General features: G+C 55.4%; 20 protein-coding genes and 1 other RNA gene. 14 read left to right on the top strand and 7 right to left on the bottom strand.

Annotated elements, in window-relative coordinates; genetic code table 11:
• Window positions 1–27 precede the first annotated feature (27 nt).
• Window positions 28–735, bottom strand: coding sequence for a lipoate--protein ligase family protein (locus SYC_RS00740; RefSeq protein ID WP_011242458.1), 708 nt, complete (start codon window positions 733–735; stop codon window positions 28–30).
• Between the two features lie 9 nt (window positions 736–744).
• Window positions 745–1194: a YbjN domain-containing protein gene (locus SYC_RS00735; RefSeq protein ID WP_011242457.1), complete on the bottom strand. Its 450-nt coding sequence runs from the start codon at window positions 1192–1194 to the stop codon at window positions 745–747.
• 123 nt (window positions 1195–1317) lie between these two features.
• On the opposite strand from SYC_RS00735, the gene SYC_RS00730 reads away from it, so the two are divergent.
• A complete protein-coding gene (locus SYC_RS00730) occupies window positions 1318–2073 on the top strand; it encodes a sulfite exporter TauE/SafE family protein (protein ID WP_011242456.1) in 756 nt (251 codons plus the stop codon).
• A 12-nt stretch (window positions 2074–2085) separates the two neighbouring features.
• On the opposite strand, the gene SYC_RS00725 is transcribed toward SYC_RS00730, so the two are convergent.
• Window positions 2086–2811, bottom strand: coding sequence for an ABC transporter ATP-binding protein (locus SYC_RS00725; protein ID WP_011242455.1), 726 nt, complete (start codon window positions 2809–2811; stop codon window positions 2086–2088).
• A gap of 95 nt (window positions 2812–2906) precedes the next feature.
• On the bottom strand, window positions 2907–4472 hold the full coding sequence (locus SYC_RS00720; RefSeq protein WP_011242454.1) for an NAD(P)H-quinone oxidoreductase subunit N: 1566 nt from the start codon (window positions 4470–4472) through the stop codon (window positions 2907–2909).
• A 248-nt stretch (window positions 4473–4720) separates the two neighbouring features.
• On the opposite strand from SYC_RS00720, the gene topA reads away from it, so the two are divergent.
• Window positions 4721–7372, top strand: coding sequence for a type I DNA topoisomerase (gene topA / locus SYC_RS00715; RefSeq protein WP_011242453.1), 2652 nt, complete (start codon window positions 4721–4723; stop codon window positions 7370–7372).
• Window positions 7373–7376: 4 nt separating this feature from the next.
• Entirely contained in the window at window positions 7377–8360 is a 984-nt protein-coding gene (locus tag SYC_RS00710) for an S-layer homology domain-containing protein (RefSeq protein WP_011242452.1), read from the top strand.
• Here the strand turns inward: SYC_RS00710 and SYC_RS00705 are convergent.
• Window positions 8357–8563: a hypothetical protein gene (locus SYC_RS00705; RefSeq protein ID WP_011378027.1), complete on the bottom strand. Its 207-nt coding sequence runs from the start codon at window positions 8561–8563 to the stop codon at window positions 8357–8359. The genes SYC_RS00710 and SYC_RS00705 overlap by 4 nt on opposite strands.
• Window positions 8564–8961: 398 nt before the next feature.
• Here SYC_RS00705 and bchL point away from each other — a divergent pair, with 398 nt between their 5' ends.
• The 11 genes from bchL (at window position 8962) to ssrS (ending at window position 19176) form a co-directional block, all read left to right on the top strand.
• Window positions 8962–9822 carry a ferredoxin:protochlorophyllide reductase (ATP-dependent) iron-sulfur ATP-binding protein gene (gene bchL, locus SYC_RS00700; protein ID WP_011242451.1) on the top strand — a complete coding sequence of 287 codons (861 nt, stop codon included), beginning with the start codon at window positions 8962–8964 and terminating at the stop codon, window positions 9820–9822.
• 63 nt (window positions 9823–9885) lie between these two features.
• Window positions 9886–11286, top strand: coding sequence for a ferredoxin:protochlorophyllide reductase (ATP-dependent) subunit N (locus SYC_RS00695; RefSeq protein ID WP_011242450.1), 1401 nt, complete (start codon window positions 9886–9888; stop codon window positions 11284–11286).
• Between the two features lie 329 nt (window positions 11287–11615).
• Window positions 11616–11924, top strand: coding sequence for a carbon dioxide-concentrating mechanism protein CcmK (locus tag SYC_RS00690; protein WP_011242449.1), 309 nt, complete (start codon window positions 11616–11618; stop codon window positions 11922–11924).
• A 146-nt stretch (window positions 11925–12070) separates the two neighbouring features.
• Window positions 12071–12370 (top strand): EutN/CcmL family microcompartment protein, encoded by a 300-nt coding sequence (locus SYC_RS00685; protein ID WP_011242448.1) that lies wholly within the window; start codon window positions 12071–12073, stop codon window positions 12368–12370.
• Between the two features lie 65 nt (window positions 12371–12435).
• Window positions 12436–14055, top strand: a complete 1620-nt coding sequence (locus SYC_RS00680) for a ribulose bisphosphate carboxylase small subunit (protein WP_011242447.1) — start codon at window positions 12436–12438, stop codon at window positions 14053–14055.
• Between the two features lie 35 nt (window positions 14056–14090).
• On the top strand, window positions 14091–14576 hold the full coding sequence (locus SYC_RS00675) for a hypothetical protein (protein ID WP_011242446.1): 486 nt from the start codon (window positions 14091–14093) through the stop codon (window positions 14574–14576).
• A 41-nt stretch (window positions 14577–14617) separates the two neighbouring features.
• Entirely contained in the window at window positions 14618–15448 is an 831-nt protein-coding gene (locus tag SYC_RS00670) for a carbon dioxide-concentrating mechanism protein CcmK (RefSeq protein WP_011242445.1), read from the top strand.
• 390 nt (window positions 15449–15838) lie between these two features.
• A complete protein-coding gene (locus SYC_RS00665; protein WP_011242444.1) occupies window positions 15839–17257 on the top strand; it encodes a form I ribulose bisphosphate carboxylase large subunit in 1419 nt (472 codons plus the stop codon).
• 90 nt (window positions 17258–17347) lie between these two features.
• On the top strand, window positions 17348–17683 hold the full coding sequence (locus SYC_RS00660) for a ribulose bisphosphate carboxylase small subunit (protein WP_011242443.1): 336 nt from the start codon (window positions 17348–17350) through the stop codon (window positions 17681–17683).
• A gap of 101 nt (window positions 17684–17784) precedes the next feature.
• Entirely contained in the window at window positions 17785–18972 is a 1188-nt protein-coding gene (gene purK, locus SYC_RS00655; protein ID WP_011242442.1) for a 5-(carboxyamino)imidazole ribonucleotide synthase, read from the top strand.
• Between the two features lie 22 nt (window positions 18973–18994).
• Window positions 18995–19176, top strand: a non-coding RNA gene (gene ssrS, locus SYC_RS13415) — 6S RNA.
• Between the two features lie 58 nt (window positions 19177–19234).
• Here ssrS and SYC_RS00650 read toward each other — a convergent pair.
• Window positions 19235–19645 carry a hypothetical protein gene (locus tag SYC_RS00650; protein WP_011242441.1) on the bottom strand — a complete coding sequence of 137 codons (411 nt, stop codon included), beginning with the start codon at window positions 19643–19645 and terminating at the stop codon, window positions 19235–19237.
• Window positions 19646–19693: 48 nt separating this feature from the next.
• Window positions 19694–20551: a hypothetical protein gene (locus SYC_RS00645; protein ID WP_011242440.1), complete on the bottom strand. Its 858-nt coding sequence runs from the start codon at window positions 20549–20551 to the stop codon at window positions 19694–19696.
• Between the last annotated feature and the right edge of the window lie 294 nt (window positions 20552–20845).

Here is a 20845-nt window from a genome sequence, read left to right as displayed (position 1 = left end):
GCGGTGTTTTTAGTGGCGCTGAGGTGTTCAGTCAACCTGAAAGCGCGATCGCCGGTCGTCAATTGCCTCCCAATCCGCAGAGCTCAAACCTCCAGGGTTCAGGCTGAGGCCGTAGCTGTCTCTCAGGGCATTGATCAGACTCGTCGCTAGGGTCGCGATCGCGAGCGACAGGGCTGGTGGCGATGGCGTTCCCAAGACTTGAGTCCAGCAATCGGGCGGCTGGAGCTGAATCGACCCTTGCTGGAGGATGGTGCGATCGCGCCAAAGTTGGGCGCTGCCAATGCACTTGCGGCCATCAATGAGCTGTAAATCAGCAACGGTACTGTGGGCAAAACAGTCGATCGCAGTGCGATCGGGGCGATCACAACCGGTACTGAGTGGATACCCGAGGGACTGAAAGGCCGATCGCAGGAATTGAGTGAGCAGACAATAGGTCTGTCGGCGATCGCCTGTTACTGGGGCAGGCGTCACTAGGGAATAGCAAAGATCGCCTCCGTGAAGCACAGCCCGTCCTCCCGTGGGTCGGCGAACGATGGGTAAGTCCAGATCCACGAGCAGTGGATCCTGATGCCAGCCGAGGGACAAGCCAGGGTCTTGCCAAGTGAATAAGCGAAAAGTAGGGGGACAGCGATCGCGGCGCACTTCATCGAGCAGCCAGTCATCCAAGGCCATCTGCCAGTCACCCGGCGCAACCAGCCAAGGTAGGATCTGCCAAGTAAGAGTCGAGAAGGGCACCGCTGTACCCTAGCTTGGGAGCCCTTCAGCATAAGTGGCAGCAATACTCGCCACCAAGGTAATGGCTCGCGAGATTTCGCCCGCCGAGAGATCAGCTACGGTGCGGCTAGCCACCATCGTGATGTGATCGTCATAAAGGGCAAACCGCGCCTCGAGGGTGTCGGCCCAGTTGAGGGTAAGCAGCCGTTGCAGAAGTGTGGCGTCGGTGGATTCGCTGAGCGGAAAAACTTTGGCCCAAACCGTGAACAGGTCGTCCTCGCTAGAGCCCGTCAGTTGTACAAAAACTTCGAGTTGGCCATAGCGAAACTTCCAGATCGTGCCGCTGCCCGTGTGGCTGACCTGGGCACTGTCAGCATCGGCAAGGCTACTGATGACGGTCTCGATGATATCGATGTAATCTAGCGGCGCAGTCGCAGACAAGGCCGAGGAGTCAAGAGTCGTTTCGGAAGACACAGCCATGCCAATCTCCAGAGTCGGTTGAGCGTTCGCAGGTAGGGGCGGCGCTGTTTTCTTTCTAGCACTGCTCAACCTCTGCGACGGTATCGCTACTCCTCATCGGTCATCAACCAGACGAGAAACACAATGGTGACGTTGTTTGTAATTGGGATTGGAGCTGGCCTCTTGGCAGGACTGCTGGGAGTGGGCGGCGGCGTGTTGATGGTGCCGGTCTTGATCGGTTTAGGCGTCAGCCCGGTGCAAGCCTTTGGCACCAGTAATCTCGCCATTCTGATCACCTCAATCTCTGGCACCTGGCAAAACTGGCGATCGGGCAATTTACAGGCAGCGAGTATCTGGCAACTGGGTCTACCGGCGATCGCGACAGCCCAACTGGGGGTCTTTCTGGCCCAACGGCTACCGGGCAATGTTCTGCTGCTGGGAATTGCCGGCCTTTACTTTCTTAATATCTTTTTGGTTGAACTGCGGCAGTGGTTGAACCGTAACGCCTCGCCCGACAAGGATAAGCCCACTCAGCCTAGCCTGATGTCCGTACTGATTACGGGCGCTTTAGGGGGCGTCCTAGCAGGACTGTTTGGGATTGGGGGGGGCACGCTGATGGTGCCGCTGCAGGTGCTGTTGATGAGGGTACCGATCAAAACAGCAGTGCAAACCAGCCTCGGCGTGATTATCGTCACTGCCTGCTCAGCGTTGAGTGGTTATGCAGTCGCTGGCGACGTACTCTGGGTCCAAGGGTTTTGGCTGGGTTTGGGCGGCTTACTGGGCGTGCAGGTGACCACGCGGCTCTTGCCCAAGTTACCTGCAGTGCTGGTTCAACGCTGCTTTCAGCTGTTGCTACTTAGTTTTGGGATCTATTTCATCTGGAAGGCTCAAAATCCCTAGCGATCGCGCTGCTCAAAAGGTAGCTGCAAGGACTGGCCGAGGCGGATTTTGGGTTTCCCGCTGGATTTGGCCATCGCGGAACCAGATCACCCGCTCGGCACGATCGGCGACCTCGGCTTCGTGGGTGACGATCACGATCGTGATGCCCCGCTGGTGCAACTGGTCGAAGATATTCAGCACTTCTTCGGTCGTCTGGGAATCCAATGCTCCAGTCGGTTCATCTGCCAGCAATAGCACTGGTTGATTCACGATCGCTCGGGCGATCGCCACCCGTTGTTGTTGTCCCCCAGACAGCTGATTGGGTTTATTGTCCAGTCGTTGAGCGAGGCCCACTTGGGTTAAAGCAGCGACAGCGCGATCGCGCCGCTCCTGCTGAGAAATGCCGGCGTAGATCATCGGCAGCATCACATTCTCGACCGCGCTGAGCTGGGGCAACAGGTGAAATTGCTGAAAAACAAATCCAATCTTGCGATTGCGCACGGCAGCGAGGGCGTCGTCATCCAAATCGGCGACATCGGTGCCGTCGAGGTAATAGCGGCCAGCTGTGGGGCGATCAAGGCAACCAATCAGGTTCATTGCCGTCGACTTTCCCGAACCCGAAGCGCCCATAATCGCGCAATACTCACCCGCCCGAACTTGAAAGTCGACATGATCCAAGGCACGGACCGTAGTTTCCCCTTCGCCGTAGATCTTGCTGACATGCTCGAACTGAATGACGGGAGGCGCGGATTCTGCCATGCAGAGACAAGGGGTTGCAAAAAGAAAGACAGCGCCATGCTAGCGCTGTCTTGGGAAAGGATGGGGTGAGTGAGCCGCGATCGCGGTCGGTTTAGCTAACTGGCAGCTGGCGGTTCTGACAGAGCGACGGGGGTTGCCGTCGTGGTCACCACTTCTGCAGCAGGAGCTAAACCCAGGAAGGAACTGCCGCTCACCGAAGCACTAGCAAGGTTAAACAGTGGGTTGGAGAGGATACCTGCTACGGCCGTGGCAATCACGCAAACCACCAAACCAGCACGCAACGGCTGCATGCCCGGCAGATTCCAGTTGGTTTCGGGGTAGTTGCGCACTGACTCCGACATCTCCTGTGGCTCTTTGACCACCATCATCTTGATCACACGGATGTAGTAGTAGATCGAGATGACACTGGTGATCAGCGCTAGCAACACCAACCCATACAGCCCGGCCTGCCAACCTGCCCAGAACAGGTAGAGCTTGCCAAAGAATCCAGCCAGCGGCGGAATGCCGCCCAGCGAGAGCAGGCAGAGGCTCAGACCGAGGGTGACCAGCGGATCTTTTTGGTAGAGGCCAGCGTATTCGCTGATTTGGTCCGTTCCTGTCCGTAGCGAGAAGAGGATGACACAGGCAAAGCCACCCAGATTCATAAACAGGTAAATCAGCAGGTAATAAACCATGCTGGAATAGCCTGCTTCGGTGCCAGCGATCAGGCCAATCATCACAAAACCAGCTTGGGCGATCGAGGAGTAGGCTAGCAGGCGCTTCATGCTGGTTTGCGCGAGCGCCACGACGTTACCGAGCACCAAGCTGAGGATGGCCAGGGCCGTGAAGACAAAGTGCCATTGCTCGGTCAAAGCCGGATAGGCGGTGACCAGCAAGCGAATCGCCAAAGCAAAACCCGCTGCTTTGGAACCGACCGAGAGAAACGCCACGATCGGGGTGGGCGAGCCTTCGTAAACGTCCGGAGTCCATTGGTGGAAAGGAACCGCAGAAATTTTGAAAGCAATGCCAGCGATTACAAAAATCAATGAAATCAGCAGTGCCAGCGGCTGAGCTTCGCCCAGTTTTTCCGCGATCGCAGGCAACTGGGTCTCCCCCCCAGCTAAGCCGTAGAGCAGTGAAACACCGTAGAGGAAGATAGCCGAGCTGGCAGCGCCAATCAGCAAATACTTCAGTGCTGCTTCATTGGAACGGGGGTCGCGCTTCATATATCCCGTCAAGAGATAAGACGAAATACTGAGCGTTTCCAGTGACACAAAAATAGTTACGAGCTCATTCGCACCGGAGAGAAACATCCCCCCCAGTGATGCCGTGAGCAGAATCGTAATGAATTCTCCAAGAGACGTTCCCGACTGCTCAACGTAGCGAATCGAGAGCAGGATGGTGACCGCTGCAGACAGCAGCACAATGCCTCGGAAAACAATACTGAGATTATCGCCGTTGAAGCCACCAAGAAAAGCCAGATTTTGACTCGTATTCCATTGGAGTGTGAGCACTGCGATCGCAGCACTAAGCCCCGTGATGGCGAGGGCTGGAGTTAGGCGCAGCGATTGCCGTCCCAAAATCAAATCCGTGACCAGAACCGTCAACAGTGTGACGATTACGATGCCTTCTGGCAGAATCACACCGGCATTGAGTTGACCGGCGAGGGTTAAAAAGTCCATAGGTCGGTGCGACTCAGAACTGGGGAACGCCAGCAGGTTGATTGAGTAACCTGAGGCATCAGCCACTGATTCTACCTTCCTCTCAGCCTGATCCTTCCGCGATCGCAGTTGCAGGAGACTTCACATCTTTGGCTATAAGTGGAAGAGGAGGTTACCCATTGATCAGCCCTTTGGGTTGGGCCCTCTCGATCGCCTGCGATCGCTTTTTTTGACTTCCCTAGCTGCCAATCGGGCAGAATCGTGACTCCATGCCCAAACTCGTCATCGTCGAGTCGCCCACCAAGGCGCGCACCATCCGCAACTACCTGCCGAAGGATTACCGCGTCGAAGCATCGATGGGACATGTCCGCGATCTTCCACAGTCGGCAAGCGACATTCCCACCGAACTGAAAGGTGAGAAATGGAGCAATCTTGGGGTCGATGTTGAAAATAACTTCGCGCCGCTTTATATCGTCCCCAAGGATAAAAAAAAGATTGTCAAAACATTGAAAGATGCACTGAAAGATGCCGATGAACTGATCCTGGCAACGGACGAAGACCGCGAAGGCGAAAGTATTAGCTGGCACTTGTTGCAGCTTTTGCAACCTCGGGTGCCCACGAAGCGCATGGTCTTTCACGAAATCACCCAAGAGGCGATTCAAGCAGCCCTGAAAAATTGTCGGGATGTCGATCAGCGCTTGGTCCATGCCCAAGAAACCCGCCGGATTCTCGATCGCTTGGTGGGCTACACCCTGTCCCCCCTGCTCTGGAAAAAAATTGCCTGGGGCCTATCCGCCGGGCGGGTGCAGTCGGTGGCAGTACGCCTACTCGTCCAGCGGGAACGGGCGCGGCGGGCCTTCCGCCAAGGCAGCTACTGGGATCTCAAAGCTCAGCTGACGGTGGAGGCTGGCCAGTTTGAAGCCAAACTCTGGACATTGGCAGGCCAACGGCTAGCCACAGGCAATGACTTTGACGAAAGCACCGGCCAAATCATTGCCGGCCGTCAGGTCTGTCTGCTCGATCAGCAAGAAGCGGAAGCCCTGCGCGATCGCCTCCAGACCCAGCCCTGGCAAGTAAAGTCGCTGGAAGAAAAACCCACCACTCGCAAACCAGCCCCACCCTTCACCACTTCGACCTTGCAGCAGGAGTCGAACCGGAAGCTACGGCTCTCAGCCCGGGAAACGATGCGAGTCGCCCAGAGCCTCTACGAGCGAGGCTTTATCACCTACATGCGGACGGATTCGGTCCATCTGTCGCAACAGGCGATCGAGGCAGCTCGCAGCTGCGTTGAGCAGATGTATGGCAAAAACTATCTCAGCCCCCAGCCTCGCCAGTTCACCACCAAGAGCAAAAACGCCCAGGAAGCCCACGAAGCAATTCGGCCAGCGGGGAACACGTTTAGGCTGCCCCAAGAAACGGGACTGTCGGGCGCCGAGTTTGCGCTCTACGACCTGATCTGGAAGCGCACGATCGCCTCTCAGATGGCTGAGGCCCGACAAACCATGCTGAGTGTGTTGTTGGAGGTTGATAATGCTGAGTTCCGCGCCAGTGGCAAGCGGATCGATTTCCCGGGCTTCTTCCGCGCTTACGTTGAAGGCTCAGACGATCCTGATGCAGCCCTAGAAGATCGCGAAATTCTGCTGCCGGCGTTGAAGGTGGGCGATCGCCCCACCTGTCAGGAACTGGCCGCGATCGGTCATGAAACCCAGCCGCCAGCCCGCTACACCGAAGCCTCACTGGTCAAAATGCTGGAGAACGAGGGCATTGGTCGTCCCAGTACCTACGCCAGCATCATCGGCACGATCGTCGATCGCGGCTATGCCCAATTGGTGAGCAACACTCTAACGCCGACCTTCACGGCTTTTGCAGTGACAGCATTGCTGGAGCAACATTTCCCCGATTTGGTGGACACCAGCTTCAGTGCGCGGATGGAGCAGTCCCTCGACGACATTTCCAATGGTGAAGTCGACTGGCTACCCTATCTCAGTCAGTTTTATCGGGGCGATCGTGGCTTGGAAGAACAGGTCAAACTTCGCGAAAGTGAAATTGATCCGGCTGCCGCTCGCACAGTCGCGCTGGAGGGACTGCCCGCCAAAGTCCGTATTGGTCGTTTTGGCGCTTACCTCGAGGCCGAGGCCGATGGAGAACCGATCAAAGCAAACCTGCCCAAGGAGCTAACGCCTGCTGATTTGGATGTCCAGCGAGTGGAAACACTACTGCGGCAAAAAACCGAAGGGCCGGACCAACTGGGAACACATCCTGAAACCGACGAGCCGATTTACCTGCTTACGGGTGCCTACGGTCCCTACGTCCAACTTGGGGCAGCCACCGAGGAAAAACCCAAGCCGAAGCGGGCTTCTTTGCCCAAGGGTATGAGCTTAGAAACGATCTCGTTGGAGCAAGCCGTAGGGCTGTTGTCGCTACCACGTACCTTGGGCGAGCATCCCGAAACAGGACGACGGATCCAAGCAGGTCTAGGGCGATTTGGACCCTACGTGGTCTGCGATCTGGGGGGTGGTGAGAAGGATTACCGATCGCTCAAAGCCGATGATGATGTGCTGACCATCGATCTCGATCGTGCCCTCGAACTCCTGGCACAACCCAAGAAGAGTCGGGGTCGCGGCAAGGAACCGATTCGGGAGGTTGGCCTCCATCCTGATGACCAAGCCCCCATTCAAATTTTTGAGGGTCCCTACGGTCTTTACCTCAAACATGGCAAGGTCAATGCCTCGCTGCCCGAGGATGAGAAGCCGGAGACGATCAGCCTGGAAACAGCAGTTGCAGCCTTAGCGGCCAAAGCCGGTCAGGCCAAGGCTAAAGGAGGCCGCCGTAGTACGGGAACACCAAAGTCCGGTGAAACGAAAGCCCGAACAACCAAAACGACTAAGAAAACCACGACTCGTCGGACTACGAGCCGCTAACACTGTGCGACATCTGTCTGGGTATCGACTTCGGCCTGCGATCGCGCTGGGCTTCCTGACGATTGCGCTCCAAGCCTGTAGTGGCACGCCCTTTGGCCAGTCACTGCAGCAGTCTTTTGAGCGACCGGAGAACGGAACTGGCACTTCTGGCGCTCCTACAACGCCCCCGTCTCCGACCAATCCAGCACCGTCAACGCCAGCCCCAAGTCCGCCGGCCCTCAGCAGTTTCACGGATCTGGATCAGATTCCTACTGCTCTCCGCAGCCAAGTGGAGGAGATGATCGAACTAGGGGTGCTTGATACCCCGGGCGATCGCCAAGGTCGGTTTGACCCCAATCAGCCGATCGATCGCGGTACTTTTGCGCGCTGGTTGCTCGCTGTCAACAACCGTTTCTTTGAGGACGACCCAGGTCGCCAAATTCGGCTGGCGATCGCCGATAGTCCGCCAATTTACACGGACGTTCCCACCAGCAACCCAGACTTCATCGCCATTCAATCATTGGCTGAAGCGGGAACTCTCCCCAGCCGCCTCAGTGGCGATACGGCTGCAACCCGCTTCCAGCCTGAGGCTCCTCTGACCCGTGCTGACTTACTGCTCTGGAAAGTCCCCCTCGACCATCGCCAAACACTACCGACGGCAACCCCAGAAAAGTTAGCCGCGAGCTGGGGCTTTCAGGATACCAACGGGCTAGATCCACGGCTGCAGCGGGCACTGTTGGCCGATGACGACAATGGAACCCAAAGCATCATTCGGCGCGTTTTTGGCTTCACTCAACTCTTCCAGCCGCGAAAGCCAGTGACTCGAGCTGAGGCTGCCGCTGCTCTCTGGTACATCGGTTTCCAAGGGGAAGGACAATCTGCGGCTCAGGTCCTGCGATCGCAGCAAGCGCCAGAACCTGCGACGCCGCCAGCAGCCACCAATCCGCCCACACGTCCCTCAACGAGTTCACCGCCCACGCAGCAGCCAGCCCCTACCCCTCAGCCTTAATCTGCCTTAGGGGTAAGGTGAGCGATCGCCTCTGGAGTAGCAGTTTGAAATTCAGCCCTGAGTGCCTGCGCCAGCTGGAGTATTGCCGCTGTCTCAGAATTGGGTAACGCTGCTTCTGCCAGCAAGAATTGCAGCGTTGCGATCGGATCAGCCTGCAAGGTGAGCAGCTCCGCTTCAGATAACTGGCGATCGCTTGCGGTCATGGACTGCCGCCTCAATCGAGAAAATTCACTATTTTTATCAAATCACTGCTTTGAGCAGCGATCGCTACGAATTCAGGCAAGTAACGATCTTGAGCCCTCTGTCAGCCAGTCATTGGCCCTTAAAAATTCCTAGATTTTGGCTGAAATTTACTTTTTGTTTATTGTTTATAGATACTGTTTCAATCTAAAGCAAGGTTGTTCAATTGATTTTCGATTTATCCTAAAGCCGTTGAAAGGAGCCATTACTATTCAAGAACTTTTAAATATTGATTTGAAGCGTTAAATCAAGCTTTTAAACCAGCAGCCCTAGGCATAGCAACTTGATAATGCAGGCATCCCCGCTCAGATAGCACCGCTCACGCTGGGCTATCGAGGCTAACAGCCAAGGAGTCGCACCCGTGAAACTTTCGGTTTATGGCAAAGGTGGTATCGGAAAATCAACCACCAGTTGCAATATTTCTGTCGCTTTAGCCAGACGTGGTAAGAAGGTGCTGCAAATCGGTTGTGACCCCAAGCACGACAGTACGTTCACCCTGACGGGCTTTTTAATTCCCACCATCATCGATACCCTGCAAGCCAAGGATTATCACTACGAAGATGTCTGGCCTGAAGATGTAATTTATCGCGGCTATGGTGGCGTGGACTGCGTTGAAGCGGGCGGTCCACCAGCTGGTGCAGGCTGTGGCGGTTATGTGGTTGGCGAAACCGTCAAACTACTCAAAGAGCTCAATGCCTTTGATGAGTACGATGTCATTCTTTTTGATGTTTTGGGAGATGTCGTTTGTGGTGGATTTGCGGCACCACTGAACTATTCTGACTACTGCTTAATCATCACAGATAATGGCTTTGATGCGCTCTTCGCTGCCAATCGGATTGCCGCCTCAGTGCGGGAAAAAGCACGGACGCATACCCTGCGACTAGCTGGATTGATTGGCAATCGAACTAGTAAACGTGATCTAATCGATAAATACATCGAAGCGGTCCCGATGCCCGTGCTAGAAGTTCTTCCGCTGATTGAAGATATCCGTATTTCTCGAGTGAAAGGAAAAACTGTCTTTGAGATGGCTGAAACTGAACCCAGCCTACTCACAGTCTGTGATTACTACCTGAACATTGCGGATCAAATCCTCGCAAGACCAGAGGGCGTTGTTCCCAAGGATGCAGCCGATCGTGACTTGTTCAGCTTGTTATCTGACTTCTATCTCAATCCACCCAAACAGACTACGGAAGCGATCGCACCTGAAGCGTTGCTGGTGTAGTGCGACTGACTGGCTGAAATCTGTTCGCTCAAGTTCTGCTACTCTTCTCCCATCTCCTCTCTTATGACGACTACCGAAGCACCTTCAGCACTCTCTTTTGAGTGTGAAACTGGCAACTATCACACTTTTTGTCCCATTAGTTGCGTGGCTTGGCTTTATCAAAAAATTGAAGATAGTTTCTTCTTGGTGATTGGCACAAAAACCTGCGGCTATTTTTTGCAAAATGCCATGGGTGTGATGATCTTTGCAGAGCCACGCTATGCGATGGCAGAGCTGGAAGAGGGAGACATTTCCGCTCAGCTTAATGACTTTGCAGAACTCAAACGACTCTGCACACAAATCAAACGCGATCGCAATCCCAGCGTAATTGTTTGGATTGGTACTTGCACGACTGAAATTATCAAGATGGATCTGGAGGGACTCGCTCCCAAGCTAGAAGCTGAGATTGGCATTCCGATCGTGGTCGCTCGTGCCAATGGTTTGGACTATGCCTTCACCCAAGGCGAGGACACCGTGTTAGCTGCTATGCCCGCTCGCTGCCCTGAGGCTGCTACCAGCGAAGCAGATCAACAAGAACGGACTAACGCTATCCAGCGTCTGCTCCAGTTTGGGAAATCCCCTGCCGCCGAGCAGCAGCCTGCTAGTTCCAAGCACCCGCCCCTGATCCTGTTTGGCTCGGTGCCCGATCCTGTTGCCACCCAACTCACGATCGAGCTGGCGAAGCAAGGGATTACGGTCTCGGGTTGGTTGCCCGCTAAGCGCTATACCGAACTACCGGTCATCGCTGAAGGGAGTTACGCGATCGGCTTGAATCCGTTTTTGTCCAGAACAGCTACAACCCTGATGCGCCGCCGTAAATGCAAAGTGATCGGCGCTCCCTTCCCCATTGGACCCGATGGCAGTCGCGCTTGGATCGAGAAAATCTGCAGCGTTCTGGAGATTGAGCCCCAAGGCTTAGCTGAGCGGGAAGCTCAAGTTTGGGACAGCATCGAAGACTATCGTCAGCTTGTCGAGGGCAAACAAGTCTTCTTCATGGGCGACAACCTCTGGGAAATTTCCCTGGCTCGCTTCCTGGTCCGCTGCGGGATGCGCTGTCCTGAAATTGGCATCCCCTACCTCGATCGCCGCTACCTAGGGGCTGAGCTGGCAATGCTTGAAGCCACCTGCCAAAGCATGGGAGTCCCCCTACCACGCTTGGTTGAGAAACCGGACAACTACAACCAACTGCAGCGGATCGAGGCACTACAGCCCGACCTAGTCATTACCGGCATGGCCCACGCTAATCCTCTAGAGGCTCGCGGCATCAGCACCAAGTGGTCGGTGGAGTTCACCTTTGCCCAGATCCATGGCTTCGGCAATGCCCGCGCCATCCTAGAGCTGGTGACTCGCCCCCTCCGTCGTAACCTCGCATTGGGCACATTGGGCGGCAGTCAATGGGTGAGCGAAGCTGTTACCTCACGCTAGACCTACTGCGATCGCCCGGCCAAAGTTGCTGTGCGATCGCGGACCTACTCATGAGAAACTATTGAGGGTTTCCGGGGTTGAACTTCTCGTTCAGTCGCCCAGAAACCAGGGCATCATCTGTGCCCGAATCCGATGGGGGCGATTAGTTTTGCTGATGAGGTTAATCGAAAATCACCATCAGCTTAAATATTGTCAATAGATCCCCATCAATCTAATCTTTTGATTAGAGAGCGATTGAAGCATCCTGAAACCTCAAGCTGATTCACTTGAGTCACATTTGTTTGCTTCTTGCTAGAGACTGACTCGACTTTTTTAAAGGACGTGGACTCATGCCTATTGCGGTTGGAATGATCGAGACCCTGGGCTTCCCGGCTGTTGTGGAAGCAGCTGACGCGATGGTCAAAGCAGCGCGTGTCACGCTGGTTGGCTATGAGAAGATTGGCAGCGGCCGCGTCACTGTCATTGTCCGGGGAGACGTTTCGGAAGTTCAAGCTTCTGTCTCTGCGGGTCTCGATTCGGCGAAACGGGTTGCCGGTGGTGAAGTGCTGTCGCACCACATCATTGCGCGTCCCCACGAGAACTTGGAATACGTTCTCCCGATTCGCTACACCGAAGCTGTTGAACAATTCCGCATGTAAGGTTGAGGGCTGTTGAGTCGTTTCAATAGCCCTTTCATCTTGATTGCCGACTCTTTAGGTGAGTCTTTCAAGATGCACCTTGGCAGATTTGTTTGTCTGTTCTTCGATGGTCGGCTGTCCTGTTGTGCCGTCGATGTGAGATCAGCATGCGCATTGCTAAGGTTCGCGGAACCGTAGTCAGTACCTACAAAGAGCCCAGCCTGCAAGGGGTAAAGTTCTTGGTTGTTCAGTTCTTGGATGAGGCTGGACAGGCACTTCAAGAGTATGAGGTTGCTGCTGACATGGTTGGCGCTGGCGTTGACGAGTGGGTGTTGATTAGCCGCGGCAGTCAAGCGCGCCATGTGCGCGATTGTCAGGAACGACCGGTTGATGCAGCTGTCATTGCCATCATCGATACGGTCAACGTGGAAAACCGCTCCGTCTACGACAAACGCGAGCACAGCTAATGGGCAGGGATTGAATCCCTGCTGGTCATTGATCTGGATTGAGCCCAGGCTTGGGAGGTTAGAGAATGCCGAGCCCAACAACGGTCCCCGTTGCTACGGCGGGTCGGTTGGCTGAGCCTTATATTGATCCGGCTGCTCAGGTTCATGCGATCGCCAGCATCATCGGCGACGTACGTATCGCAGCGGGAGTCCGCGTTGCAGCGGGGGTTTCGATCCGTGCTGACGAAGGCGCACCATTCCAAGTCGGGAAAGAAAGCATCCTGCAAGAGGGCGCTGTCATCCACGGCTTGGAATATGGTCGTGTCTTGGGCGATGACCAAGCGGACTATTCCGTCTGGATAGGCCAGCGAGTCGCGATTACTCACAAAGCACTCATCCATGGCCCGGCCTATCTCGGAGATGACTGCTTCGTCGGTTTCCGATCCACCGTCTTCAACGCTCGTGTTGGGGCCGGTTCGGTAATCATGATGCACGCCCTTGTCCAAGACGTAGAGATTCCTCCCGGTCGCTATGTTCCTTCTGGAGCAATCATCACGACCCAGCAGCAGGCCGATCGCCTACCCGAGGTTCGCCCGGAAGATCGGGAATTTGCCCGCCACATCATTGGCTCACCTCCAGTGATTGTCCGGTCTACTCCAGCAGCTACTGCTGATTTCCACTCCACGCCAACTCCTTCTCCACTTCGTCCATCGTCTAGCGAGGCAACGACCGTGAGCGCTTATAACGGCCAAGGCCGACTCAGTTCCGAAGTCATCACCCAAGTCCGGAGTTTGCTGAACCAGGGCTATCGGATTGGGACGGAACATGCGGACAAGCGCCGCTTCCGGACTAGCTCTTGGCAGCCCTGCGCGCCGATTCAAAGCACGAACGAGCGCCAGGTCTTGAGCGAACTGGAAAATTGTCTGAGCGAACACGAAGGTGAATACGTTCGCTTGCTCGGCATCGATACCAATACTCGCAGCCGTGTTTTTGAAGCCCTGATTCAACGGCCCGATGGTTCGGTTCCTGAATCGCTGGGGAGCCAACCGGTGGCAGTCGCTTCCGGTGGTGGCCGTCAGAGCAGCTATGCCAGCGTCAGCGGCAACCTCTCAGCAGAAGTGGTCAATAAAGTCCGCAACCTCTTAGCCCAAGGCTATCGGATTGGGACGGAACATGCAGACAAGCGCCGCTTTCGGACTAGCTCTTGGCAGTCCTGCGCACCGATTCAAAGTTCGAATGAGCGCCAGGTTCTGGCTGAACTGGAAAACTGTCTGAGCGAGCACGAAGGTGAGTACGTTCGCCTGCTGGGCATCGACACTGCTAGCCGCAGTCGTGTTTTTGAAGCCCTGATCCAAGATCCCCAAGGACCGGTGGGTTCCGCCAAAGCGGCCGCCGCACCTGTGAGTTCGGCAACGCCCAGCAGCCACAGCTACACCTCAAATGGATCGAGTTCGAGCGATGTCGCTGGACAGGTTCGGGGTCTGCTAGCCCAAGGCTACCGGATCAGTGCGGAAGTCGCCGATAAGCGTCGCTTCCAAACCAGCTCTTGGCAGAGTTTGCCGGCTCTGAGTGGCCGGAGCGAAGCAACTGTCTTGCCTGCTTTGGAGTCAATTCTGCAAGAGCACAAGGGTAAGTATGTGCGCCTGATTGGGATTGACCCTGCGGCTCGTCGTCGCGTGGCTGAACTGTTGATTCAAAAGCCGTAACTGTGCCGGGAATCCGGCGATCGCCCCTTGTCTTCATGCATCTACCGCCCCTAGAGCCCCCGATCAGCGATCGCTACTTTGCCAGTGGTGAGGTCACGATTGCTGCTGATGTGGTGATTGCTCCGGGGGTGTTGCTGATTGCGGAGGCCGACAGCCGGATTGAGATCGCAAGTGGCGTCTGTATTGGCCTTGGATCGGTGATCCACGCTCGCGGCGGTGCAATCATCATTCAAGCAGGAGCCTTGCTTGCTGCCGGAGTGCTGATTGTTGGCCAGAGTATTGTCGGTCGTCAGGCTTGCCTGGGTGCATCCACCACTCTGGTTAACACCTCGATCGAGGCTGGCGGTGTCACGGCGCCTGGCAGCTTGTTGAGTGCTGAAACGCCCCCAACAACCGCGACGGTCAGCTCTTCCGAGCCCGCCGGGCGATCGCCTCAATCCAGTGCAATCGCCCACCCCACTAAGGTCTACGGCAAGGAACAGTTTTTGCGGATGCGCCAGAGCATGTTCCCCGATCGCTAAGATGTGCACAGCAGCTCTAGGAGCTGCAGGGTACTTTGTTGATGTCGGCTTCTCTTCCCGCCTATTCTCAGCCTCGCAATGCAGGTGCACTAGGGGTCATTTGTACCCGTAGTTTTCCAGCGGTTGTCGGCACTGCAGACATGATGCTCAAGTCGGCCGATGTCACATTGATCGGCTATGAGAAAACAGGCTCGGGCTTTTGTACAGCAATCATCCGGGGTGGCTATGCCGACATCAAGCTGGCTCTTGAGGCTGGCGTAGCGACAGCTCGTCAGTTTGAGCAGTACGTTTCCAGCACTATTCTGCCGCGGCCTCAAGGCAACCTCGAAGCCGTGTTGCCGATTAGCCGGCGGCTCTCCCAAGAAGCCATGGCCACGCGATCGCATCAGAATGTTGGCGCGATTGGGCTAATTGAGACCAATGGGTTCCCTGCTTTGGTTGGAGCAGCCGATGCCATGCTCAAATCGGCTAACGTCAAGCTGATTTGTTATGAGAAAACGGGCAGCGGTCTCTGTACTGCGATCGTGCAAGGCACGGTTTCTAATGTGACCGTTGCGGTCGAAGCCGGGATGTATGCCGCTGAGCGGATCGGCCAGCTCAACGCAATCATGGTCATTCCCAGACCGCTAGACGACTTGATGGACAGCTTGCCTGAGCCGCAGTCGGATAGCGAAGCAGCCCAGCCACTCCAATTACCGCTGCGGGTTCGCGAAAAACAACCGCTGTTGGAGCTACCGGAACTCGAACGGCAGCCGATCGCGATCGAAGCACCGCGACTTTTAGCAGAAGAGCGACAGTCTGCGTTGGAATTGGCTCAAGAGACACCGCTCGCCGAGCCCTTAGAGCTCCCCAATCCTCGTGATGATCAGTGATGGAAAAAGCACTGTAATTCCCTTGGTTTTTGGCTGAAAGTTTCGGACTCAGTAGACCTAAGTACAGAGTGATGTCAACGCCTTCAAGCTAGACGGGAGGCGGCTTTTGCCATGGTTCAGCGATCGCTCCTCATCTTCAATAAGCAGGGCATGAGCCAGCGTTAAGCAAATCAAATCAAATCTCGCTTCTGGGCTTCAATAAATGGTTCCGATTGATGATAGGTTGATTCATGAGGAATCTAAGGCTTAATTCTCCACAAAAGAATTAAGCGTCCGTCGCAACGGAATGCTCCGCTGGACTTGCGCTGTGGGACTGCAGCTTTACAGGCTCCCCCTGCCAGAAATCCTGAATCGTCGAGCATATCTGACATATCTCTAGGGAGAGACGACATGCCCAAGACGCAATCTGCCGCAGGCTATAAGGCCGGGGTGAAGGACTACAAACTCACCTATTACACCCCCGATTACACCCCCAAAGACACTGACCTGCTGGCGGCTTTCCGCTTCAGCCCTCAGCCGGGTGTCCCTGCTGACGAAGCTGGTGCGGCGATCGCGGCTGAATCTTCGACCGGTACCTGGACCACCGTGTGGACCGACTTGCTGACCGACATGGATCGGTACAAAGGCAAGTGCTACCACATCGAGCCGGTGCAAGGCGAAGAGAACTCCTACTTTGCGTTCATCGCTTACCCGCTCGACCTGTTTGAAGAAGGGTCGGTCACCAACATCCTGACCTCGATCGTCGGTAACGTGTTTGGCTTCAAAGCTATCCGTTCGCTGCGTCTGGAAGACATCCGCTTCCCCGTCGCCTTGGTCAAAACCTTCCAAGGTCCTCCCCACGGTATCCAAGTCGAGCGCGACCTGCTGAACAAGTACGGCCGTCCGATGCTGGGTTGCACGATCAAACCAAAACTCGGTCTGTCGGCGAAAAACTACGGTCGTGCCGTCTACGAATGTCTGCGCGGCGGTCTGGACTTCACCAAAGACGACGAAAACATCAACTCGCAGCCGTTCCAACGCTGGCGCGATCGCTTCCTGTTTGTGGCTGATGCAATCCACAAATCGCAAGCAGAAACCGGTGAAATCAAAGGTCACTACCTGAACGTGACCGCGCCGACCTGCGAAGAAATGATGAAACGGGCTGAGTTCGCTAAAGAACTCGGCATGCCGATCATCATGCATGACTTCTTGACGGCTGGTTTCACCGCCAACACCACCTTGGCAAAATGGTGCCGCGACAACGGCGTCCTGCTGCACATCCACCGTGCAATGCACGCGGTGATCGACCGTCAGCGTAACCACGGGATTCACTTCCGTGTCTTGGCCAAGTGTTTGCGTCTGTCCGGTGGTGACCACCTCCACTCCGGCACCGTCGTCGGCAAACTGGAAGGCGACAAAGCTTCGACCTTGGGCTTTGTTGACTTGATGCGCGAAGACCACATCGAAGCTGACCGCAGCCGTGGGGTCTTCTTCACCCAAGATTGGGCGTCGATGCCGGGCGTGCTGCCGGTTGCTTCCGGTGGTATCCACGTGTGGCACATGCCCGCACTGGTGGAAATCTTCGGTGATGACTCCGTTCTCCAGTTCGGTGGCGGCACCTTGGGTCACCCCTGGGGTAATGCTCCTGGTGCAACCGCGAACCGTGTTGCCTTGGAAGCTTGCGTCCAAGCTCGGAACGAAGGTCGCGACCTCTACCGTGAAGGCGGCGACATCCTTCGTGAAGCTGGCAAGTGGTCGCCTGAACTGGCTGCTGCCCTCGACCTCTGGAAAGAGATCAAGTTCGAATTCGAAACGATGGACAAGCTCTAAGGAGCCTCTGACTATCGCTGGGGGAGTGAGCGTTGCTGCGTAAAGCTTTCTCCCCAGCCTTTCGACTTAACCTTTCAGGATTTCTGAATCATGAGCATGAAAACTCTGCCCAAAGAGCGTCGTTTCGAGACTTTCTCGTACCTGCCTCCCCTCAGCGATCGCCAAATCGCTGCACAAATCGAGTACATGATCGAGCAAGGCTTCCACCCCTTGATCGAGTTCAACGAGCACTCGAATCCGGAAGAGTTCTACTGGACGATGTGGAAGCTCCCCCTGTTTGACTGCAAGAGCCCTCAGCAAGTCCTCGATGAAGTGCGTGAGTGCCGCAGCGAATACGGTGATTGCTACATCCGTGTCGCTGGCTTCGACAACATCAAGCAGTGCCAAACCGTGAGCTTCATCGTTCATCGTCCCGGCCGCTACTAAAGCCTGATTTGTCTTGATAGCTGCTCCTGCCTTTGGGCAGGGGCTTTTTTCTGTCTGCCATTCTTGAGGATGGCGGACTCTTTCCCTTTTGCTCTACGCCCATGAATGCGATCGCAGTCTCCCCTGTCCAGCACGTTGGAGTGATTGGTGGTGGCCAGTTAGCTTGGATGCTGGCACCAGCAGCGCAACAGTTGGGGATGTCGCTGCACGTTCAAACACCCAATGATCACGACCCAGCAGTAGCGATCGCGGATCAAACCGTATTAGCAGCAGTTGCTGACGCTGCAGCGACTGCGAAATTGGCTCAAGCCTGTGACGTCATCACATTCGAAAATGAGTTTGTTGATCTGCCGGCTTTGACCGAGCTGGAGGAAACTGGTGTCCGGTTTCGCCCCCGTCCAGCGGCGATCGCCTCCCTGCTCGACAAACTTGATCAGCGACAACTATTGACTCGTCTGGGATTGCCAACCCCACGCTTTTTAGCGATCGCGGCAGCAACCGCAACAGAGTCGGAGCTAACAGCCTTGGGCTTTCCGGTGGTGCTGAAGCAACGCCGCCATGGCTACGACGGCAAGGGAACACAGGTTTTGCGATCGCTAGCAGAACTTCAACAAGCCTTGCAGTCTTATGGCGATACGCCACTACTCCTCGAAGAGTTCATTCCCTTTGAGCAGGAATTAGCGGTGATGGTTGCCCGTAGTCAGAGTGGGGCGATCGCGACTTTCCCTGTGGTTCAGACCCATCAGCAGAATCAGGTCTGTCGTTGGGTCGTTGCTCCTGCTGCCATCCCAGGCGCGTTGCAAAAAGCCGTTGCTGCGATCGCCCGAACCCTCGTTGAGACGGTCGATTATGTTGGCGTCGCGGGCATTGAACTCTTTCAGCAGGGCGATCGCCTCTGGGTGAACGAAATTGCGCCCCGCACCCACAACTCAGGACACTACAGCTTGGACGCCTGCCAGACTTCGCAGTTTGAACAGCAGTTGCGAGCGATCGCTGATCTGCCTTTGGGATCGACAGCATTGCAGTGGCCCGGTGCCTTAATGGTTAATCTCCTCGGCTTCGAGGATCACCAGAGTGGCTATGCAGAACTGCGCCAGCAACTCGCCGCGCTACCTGGGGCCTGTCTCTACTGGTATGGCAAAACGGAGTCGAAGCCTGGTCGTAAGTTGGGACATATCACACTGCCGCTCTCTGGCGCGTCGTCCACGGAGCGAGCGCAACAGGCGCAAACTATGCTGGCTCAGGTTGAGGCGATCTGGCCAAATCCAGACACTGCCCACCAACCCTAGAAGCCTGCTAGGATGACCTCAGATCTGGCTGCGACGTTGGTGACTGCCAACAATGTTTTTTGATCTATACCTTTCGAAGTTGGGCGCTCTCGCAGAGCCGACGGCAGTAGACCGAGCTTGACTCGGAAACTTAATGTTGGCCGCAAGCTCCCCCCTGGTTCTCCCAGGTCGAAATCTGAGGTAAAACGGCGTCGCGGTTAGATCTCTCCTTTTTTCAAATCCTCAACCTGTCCCCAAGGCAACGTGAGTTGTGTCACGCCGCTCAGAGGGGGGCAGAGTAGGTAAAGCTGGCGATTGCGATCGCCTGGTTTTGCAGAACCGCGACGGTATCCAGCACCAAATCTGCGTCTCCGGGATTGGTAATGTCCCCGATGCTACCCCGCAAAAGCATCTGGTCAGGATGGGTGTCATGGAGTGGACTAGAGCGTATTTCCCAATAGCGCAGCGCGCCCCCACGACTGCAGCGAGCTGGCGCGATCGGCGCAGCAGCCATCGTACCTGACTCAACCGGCCGAAAGGGTTGGGCCGCGAGGGGAAACCGGACGATCTCTTCCGTCAGTTGATCGCTATGCGGGTCATAGCCTGCGTAAAGAATCAGCGCGCCATTACTTGCCCGATCGCGAATCAGCTCACATAGGCTATTGCGCAGTTCTAAACCAAGAGCCACCGTCATCTAAGCAATTAACCTCATCAAGTTTTTGGGGTTTTCCTGCGGCGATCGCTAGGCATCGGGGGGCATGGGAATGCCCGCCAAGATGGGATCAAAGCTGAACCAGTAGCGATCGCGATGTTTGAGCAACGCTCGTCCAAAAGCCCCATAGATGTAGTCCATCTCTGGGGCGCTGGGGTCTCGTGGGCAGACCCGGAAGTGAGACTCTAGTTTCGAGGACGATGCCTGGCGAGCACGCAGTTGACCGACCACAAGGGTGCAGCCTTGGCTCTGACAGTGGGATTGTCCTCTCGAAACTGCTTGGAGTGTGCCCATGCAAGCTCCTGATCCAGTCGCGACCACCTGCGATCGCCCCGAGTGGTGCAGTTCAGTCTGACCTTGCAGCACAAGGATAGGTTCTAGGCTCAGACAGACCCGAGAGCCAGAAGTGGGTTTAATGTGGCCTTCGATTCGCAGAACTTCGTTGAGCTTTGACATTTGCACAACGCGATCGCGGGCTTTTTTGAGAGGCTGCCAAGTCTGGGTGTCCCTCAGTCTTTCTCCCACCGACTTTTTCGAGCGCAAACTAGAAGCTAATTGGGGATGATCACGACGCTTACAGATCCAAATCAGGACTCGATTCAGCTTGCGACCATCAGAAAATTGAACAAATAAACAAGTGCCGTGGGGTGAGGCAGCCACTAACCGTTGATCGCGCAGATTGGCACCAAAGTAACGCTGGTCACTGGTGTAGAGTAGGCGATTTCCCTCGTGATACACATGATATTGACTACCGCGTAGTAGCCCAGCCCTCGATAAATCAATGTGGAGATGAGGGGTTCCAGGAAATCGATAATAGTCGGGCAACAGGATGAAGATTGGGCCCACAAAAGTGCGTGCCGCTTCATTCAGTTCCTCAAAAACAGTCATCGAAGCAGACTGCTCTGGGAAAAGCTGTTGTCTGGCAACAGGCTGTGACCTCTATTTCTCGTGGGAAGTGCTCTACCATCAGCCTACCCCTTGAGTAAATTTAAAACTGTAATTTAAATTTAGGTACAATGCGCAAAACATAATGTTGCCTATGAACTTGACAAAATCTGCCAATACGGTACCGACACACTGAGTAATCACTCTCAGTGACGGGCGATCGCATCCAAGAGTCGATCGGGGCTCCAGCTTTGCGATCGCCGTAGGCTAGTTGATGTAGTTTCAGTCTCAAGGGTT

The sequence above is a fragment of the Synechococcus elongatus PCC 6301 genome, assembly GCF_000010065.1.
GTDB lineage: Bacteria > Cyanobacteriota > Cyanobacteriia > Synechococcales > Synechococcaceae > Synechococcus > Synechococcus elongatus.
The sequence above is the reverse complement of the archived record's forward strand: the minus strand, read 5'-3'. Positions and strand labels throughout refer to the sequence as shown.

What these genes read in the sequence shown, in the direction of transcription:
- SYC_RS00735 (WP_011242457.1), bottom strand. Translation starts at nt 1,194, where the DNA reads ATGGCTGTGTCTTCCGAAACGACTCTTGACTCCTCGGCCTTGTCTGCG.
- SYC_RS00730 (WP_011242456.1), top strand. Translation starts at nt 1,318, where the DNA reads ATGGTGACGTTGTTTGTAATTGGGATTGGAGCTGGCCTCTTGGCAGGA.
- SYC_RS00725 (WP_011242455.1), bottom strand. Translation starts at nt 2,811, where the DNA reads ATGGCAGAATCCGCGCCTCCCGTCATTCAGTTCGAGCATGTCAGCAAG.
- SYC_RS00720 (WP_011242454.1), bottom strand. Translation starts at nt 4,472, where the DNA reads ATGGACTTTTTAACCCTCGCCGGTCAACTCAATGCCGGTGTGATTCTG.
- topA (WP_011242453.1), top strand. Translation starts at nt 4,721, where the DNA reads ATGCCCAAACTCGTCATCGTCGAGTCGCCCACCAAGGCGCGCACCATC.
- SYC_RS00705 (WP_011378027.1), bottom strand. Translation starts at nt 8,563, where the DNA reads ATGACCGCAAGCGATCGCCAGTTATCTGAAGCGGAGCTGCTCACCTTG.
- SYC_RS00695 (WP_011242450.1), top strand. Translation starts at nt 9,886, where the DNA reads ATGACGACTACCGAAGCACCTTCAGCACTCTCTTTTGAGTGTGAAACT.
- SYC_RS00690 (WP_011242449.1), top strand. Translation starts at nt 11,616, where the DNA reads ATGCCTATTGCGGTTGGAATGATCGAGACCCTGGGCTTCCCGGCTGTT.
- SYC_RS00685 (WP_011242448.1), top strand. Translation starts at nt 12,071, where the DNA reads ATGCGCATTGCTAAGGTTCGCGGAACCGTAGTCAGTACCTACAAAGAG.
- SYC_RS00680 (WP_011242447.1), top strand. Translation starts at nt 12,436, where the DNA reads ATGCCGAGCCCAACAACGGTCCCCGTTGCTACGGCGGGTCGGTTGGCT.
- SYC_RS00675 (WP_011242446.1), top strand. Translation starts at nt 14,091, where the DNA reads ATGCATCTACCGCCCCTAGAGCCCCCGATCAGCGATCGCTACTTTGCC.
- SYC_RS00670 (WP_011242445.1), top strand. Translation starts at nt 14,618, where the DNA reads ATGTCGGCTTCTCTTCCCGCCTATTCTCAGCCTCGCAATGCAGGTGCA.
- SYC_RS00665 (WP_011242444.1), top strand. Translation starts at nt 15,839, where the DNA reads ATGCCCAAGACGCAATCTGCCGCAGGCTATAAGGCCGGGGTGAAGGAC.
- SYC_RS00660 (WP_011242443.1), top strand. Translation starts at nt 17,348, where the DNA reads ATGAGCATGAAAACTCTGCCCAAAGAGCGTCGTTTCGAGACTTTCTCG.
- purK (WP_011242442.1), top strand. Translation starts at nt 17,785, where the DNA reads ATGAATGCGATCGCAGTCTCCCCTGTCCAGCACGTTGGAGTGATTGGT.
- SYC_RS00650 (WP_011242441.1), bottom strand. Translation starts at nt 19,645, where the DNA reads ATGACGGTGGCTCTTGGTTTAGAACTGCGCAATAGCCTATGTGAGCTG.
- SYC_RS00645 (WP_011242440.1), bottom strand. Translation starts at nt 20,551, where the DNA reads ATGACTGTTTTTGAGGAACTGAATGAAGCGGCACGCACTTTTGTGGGC.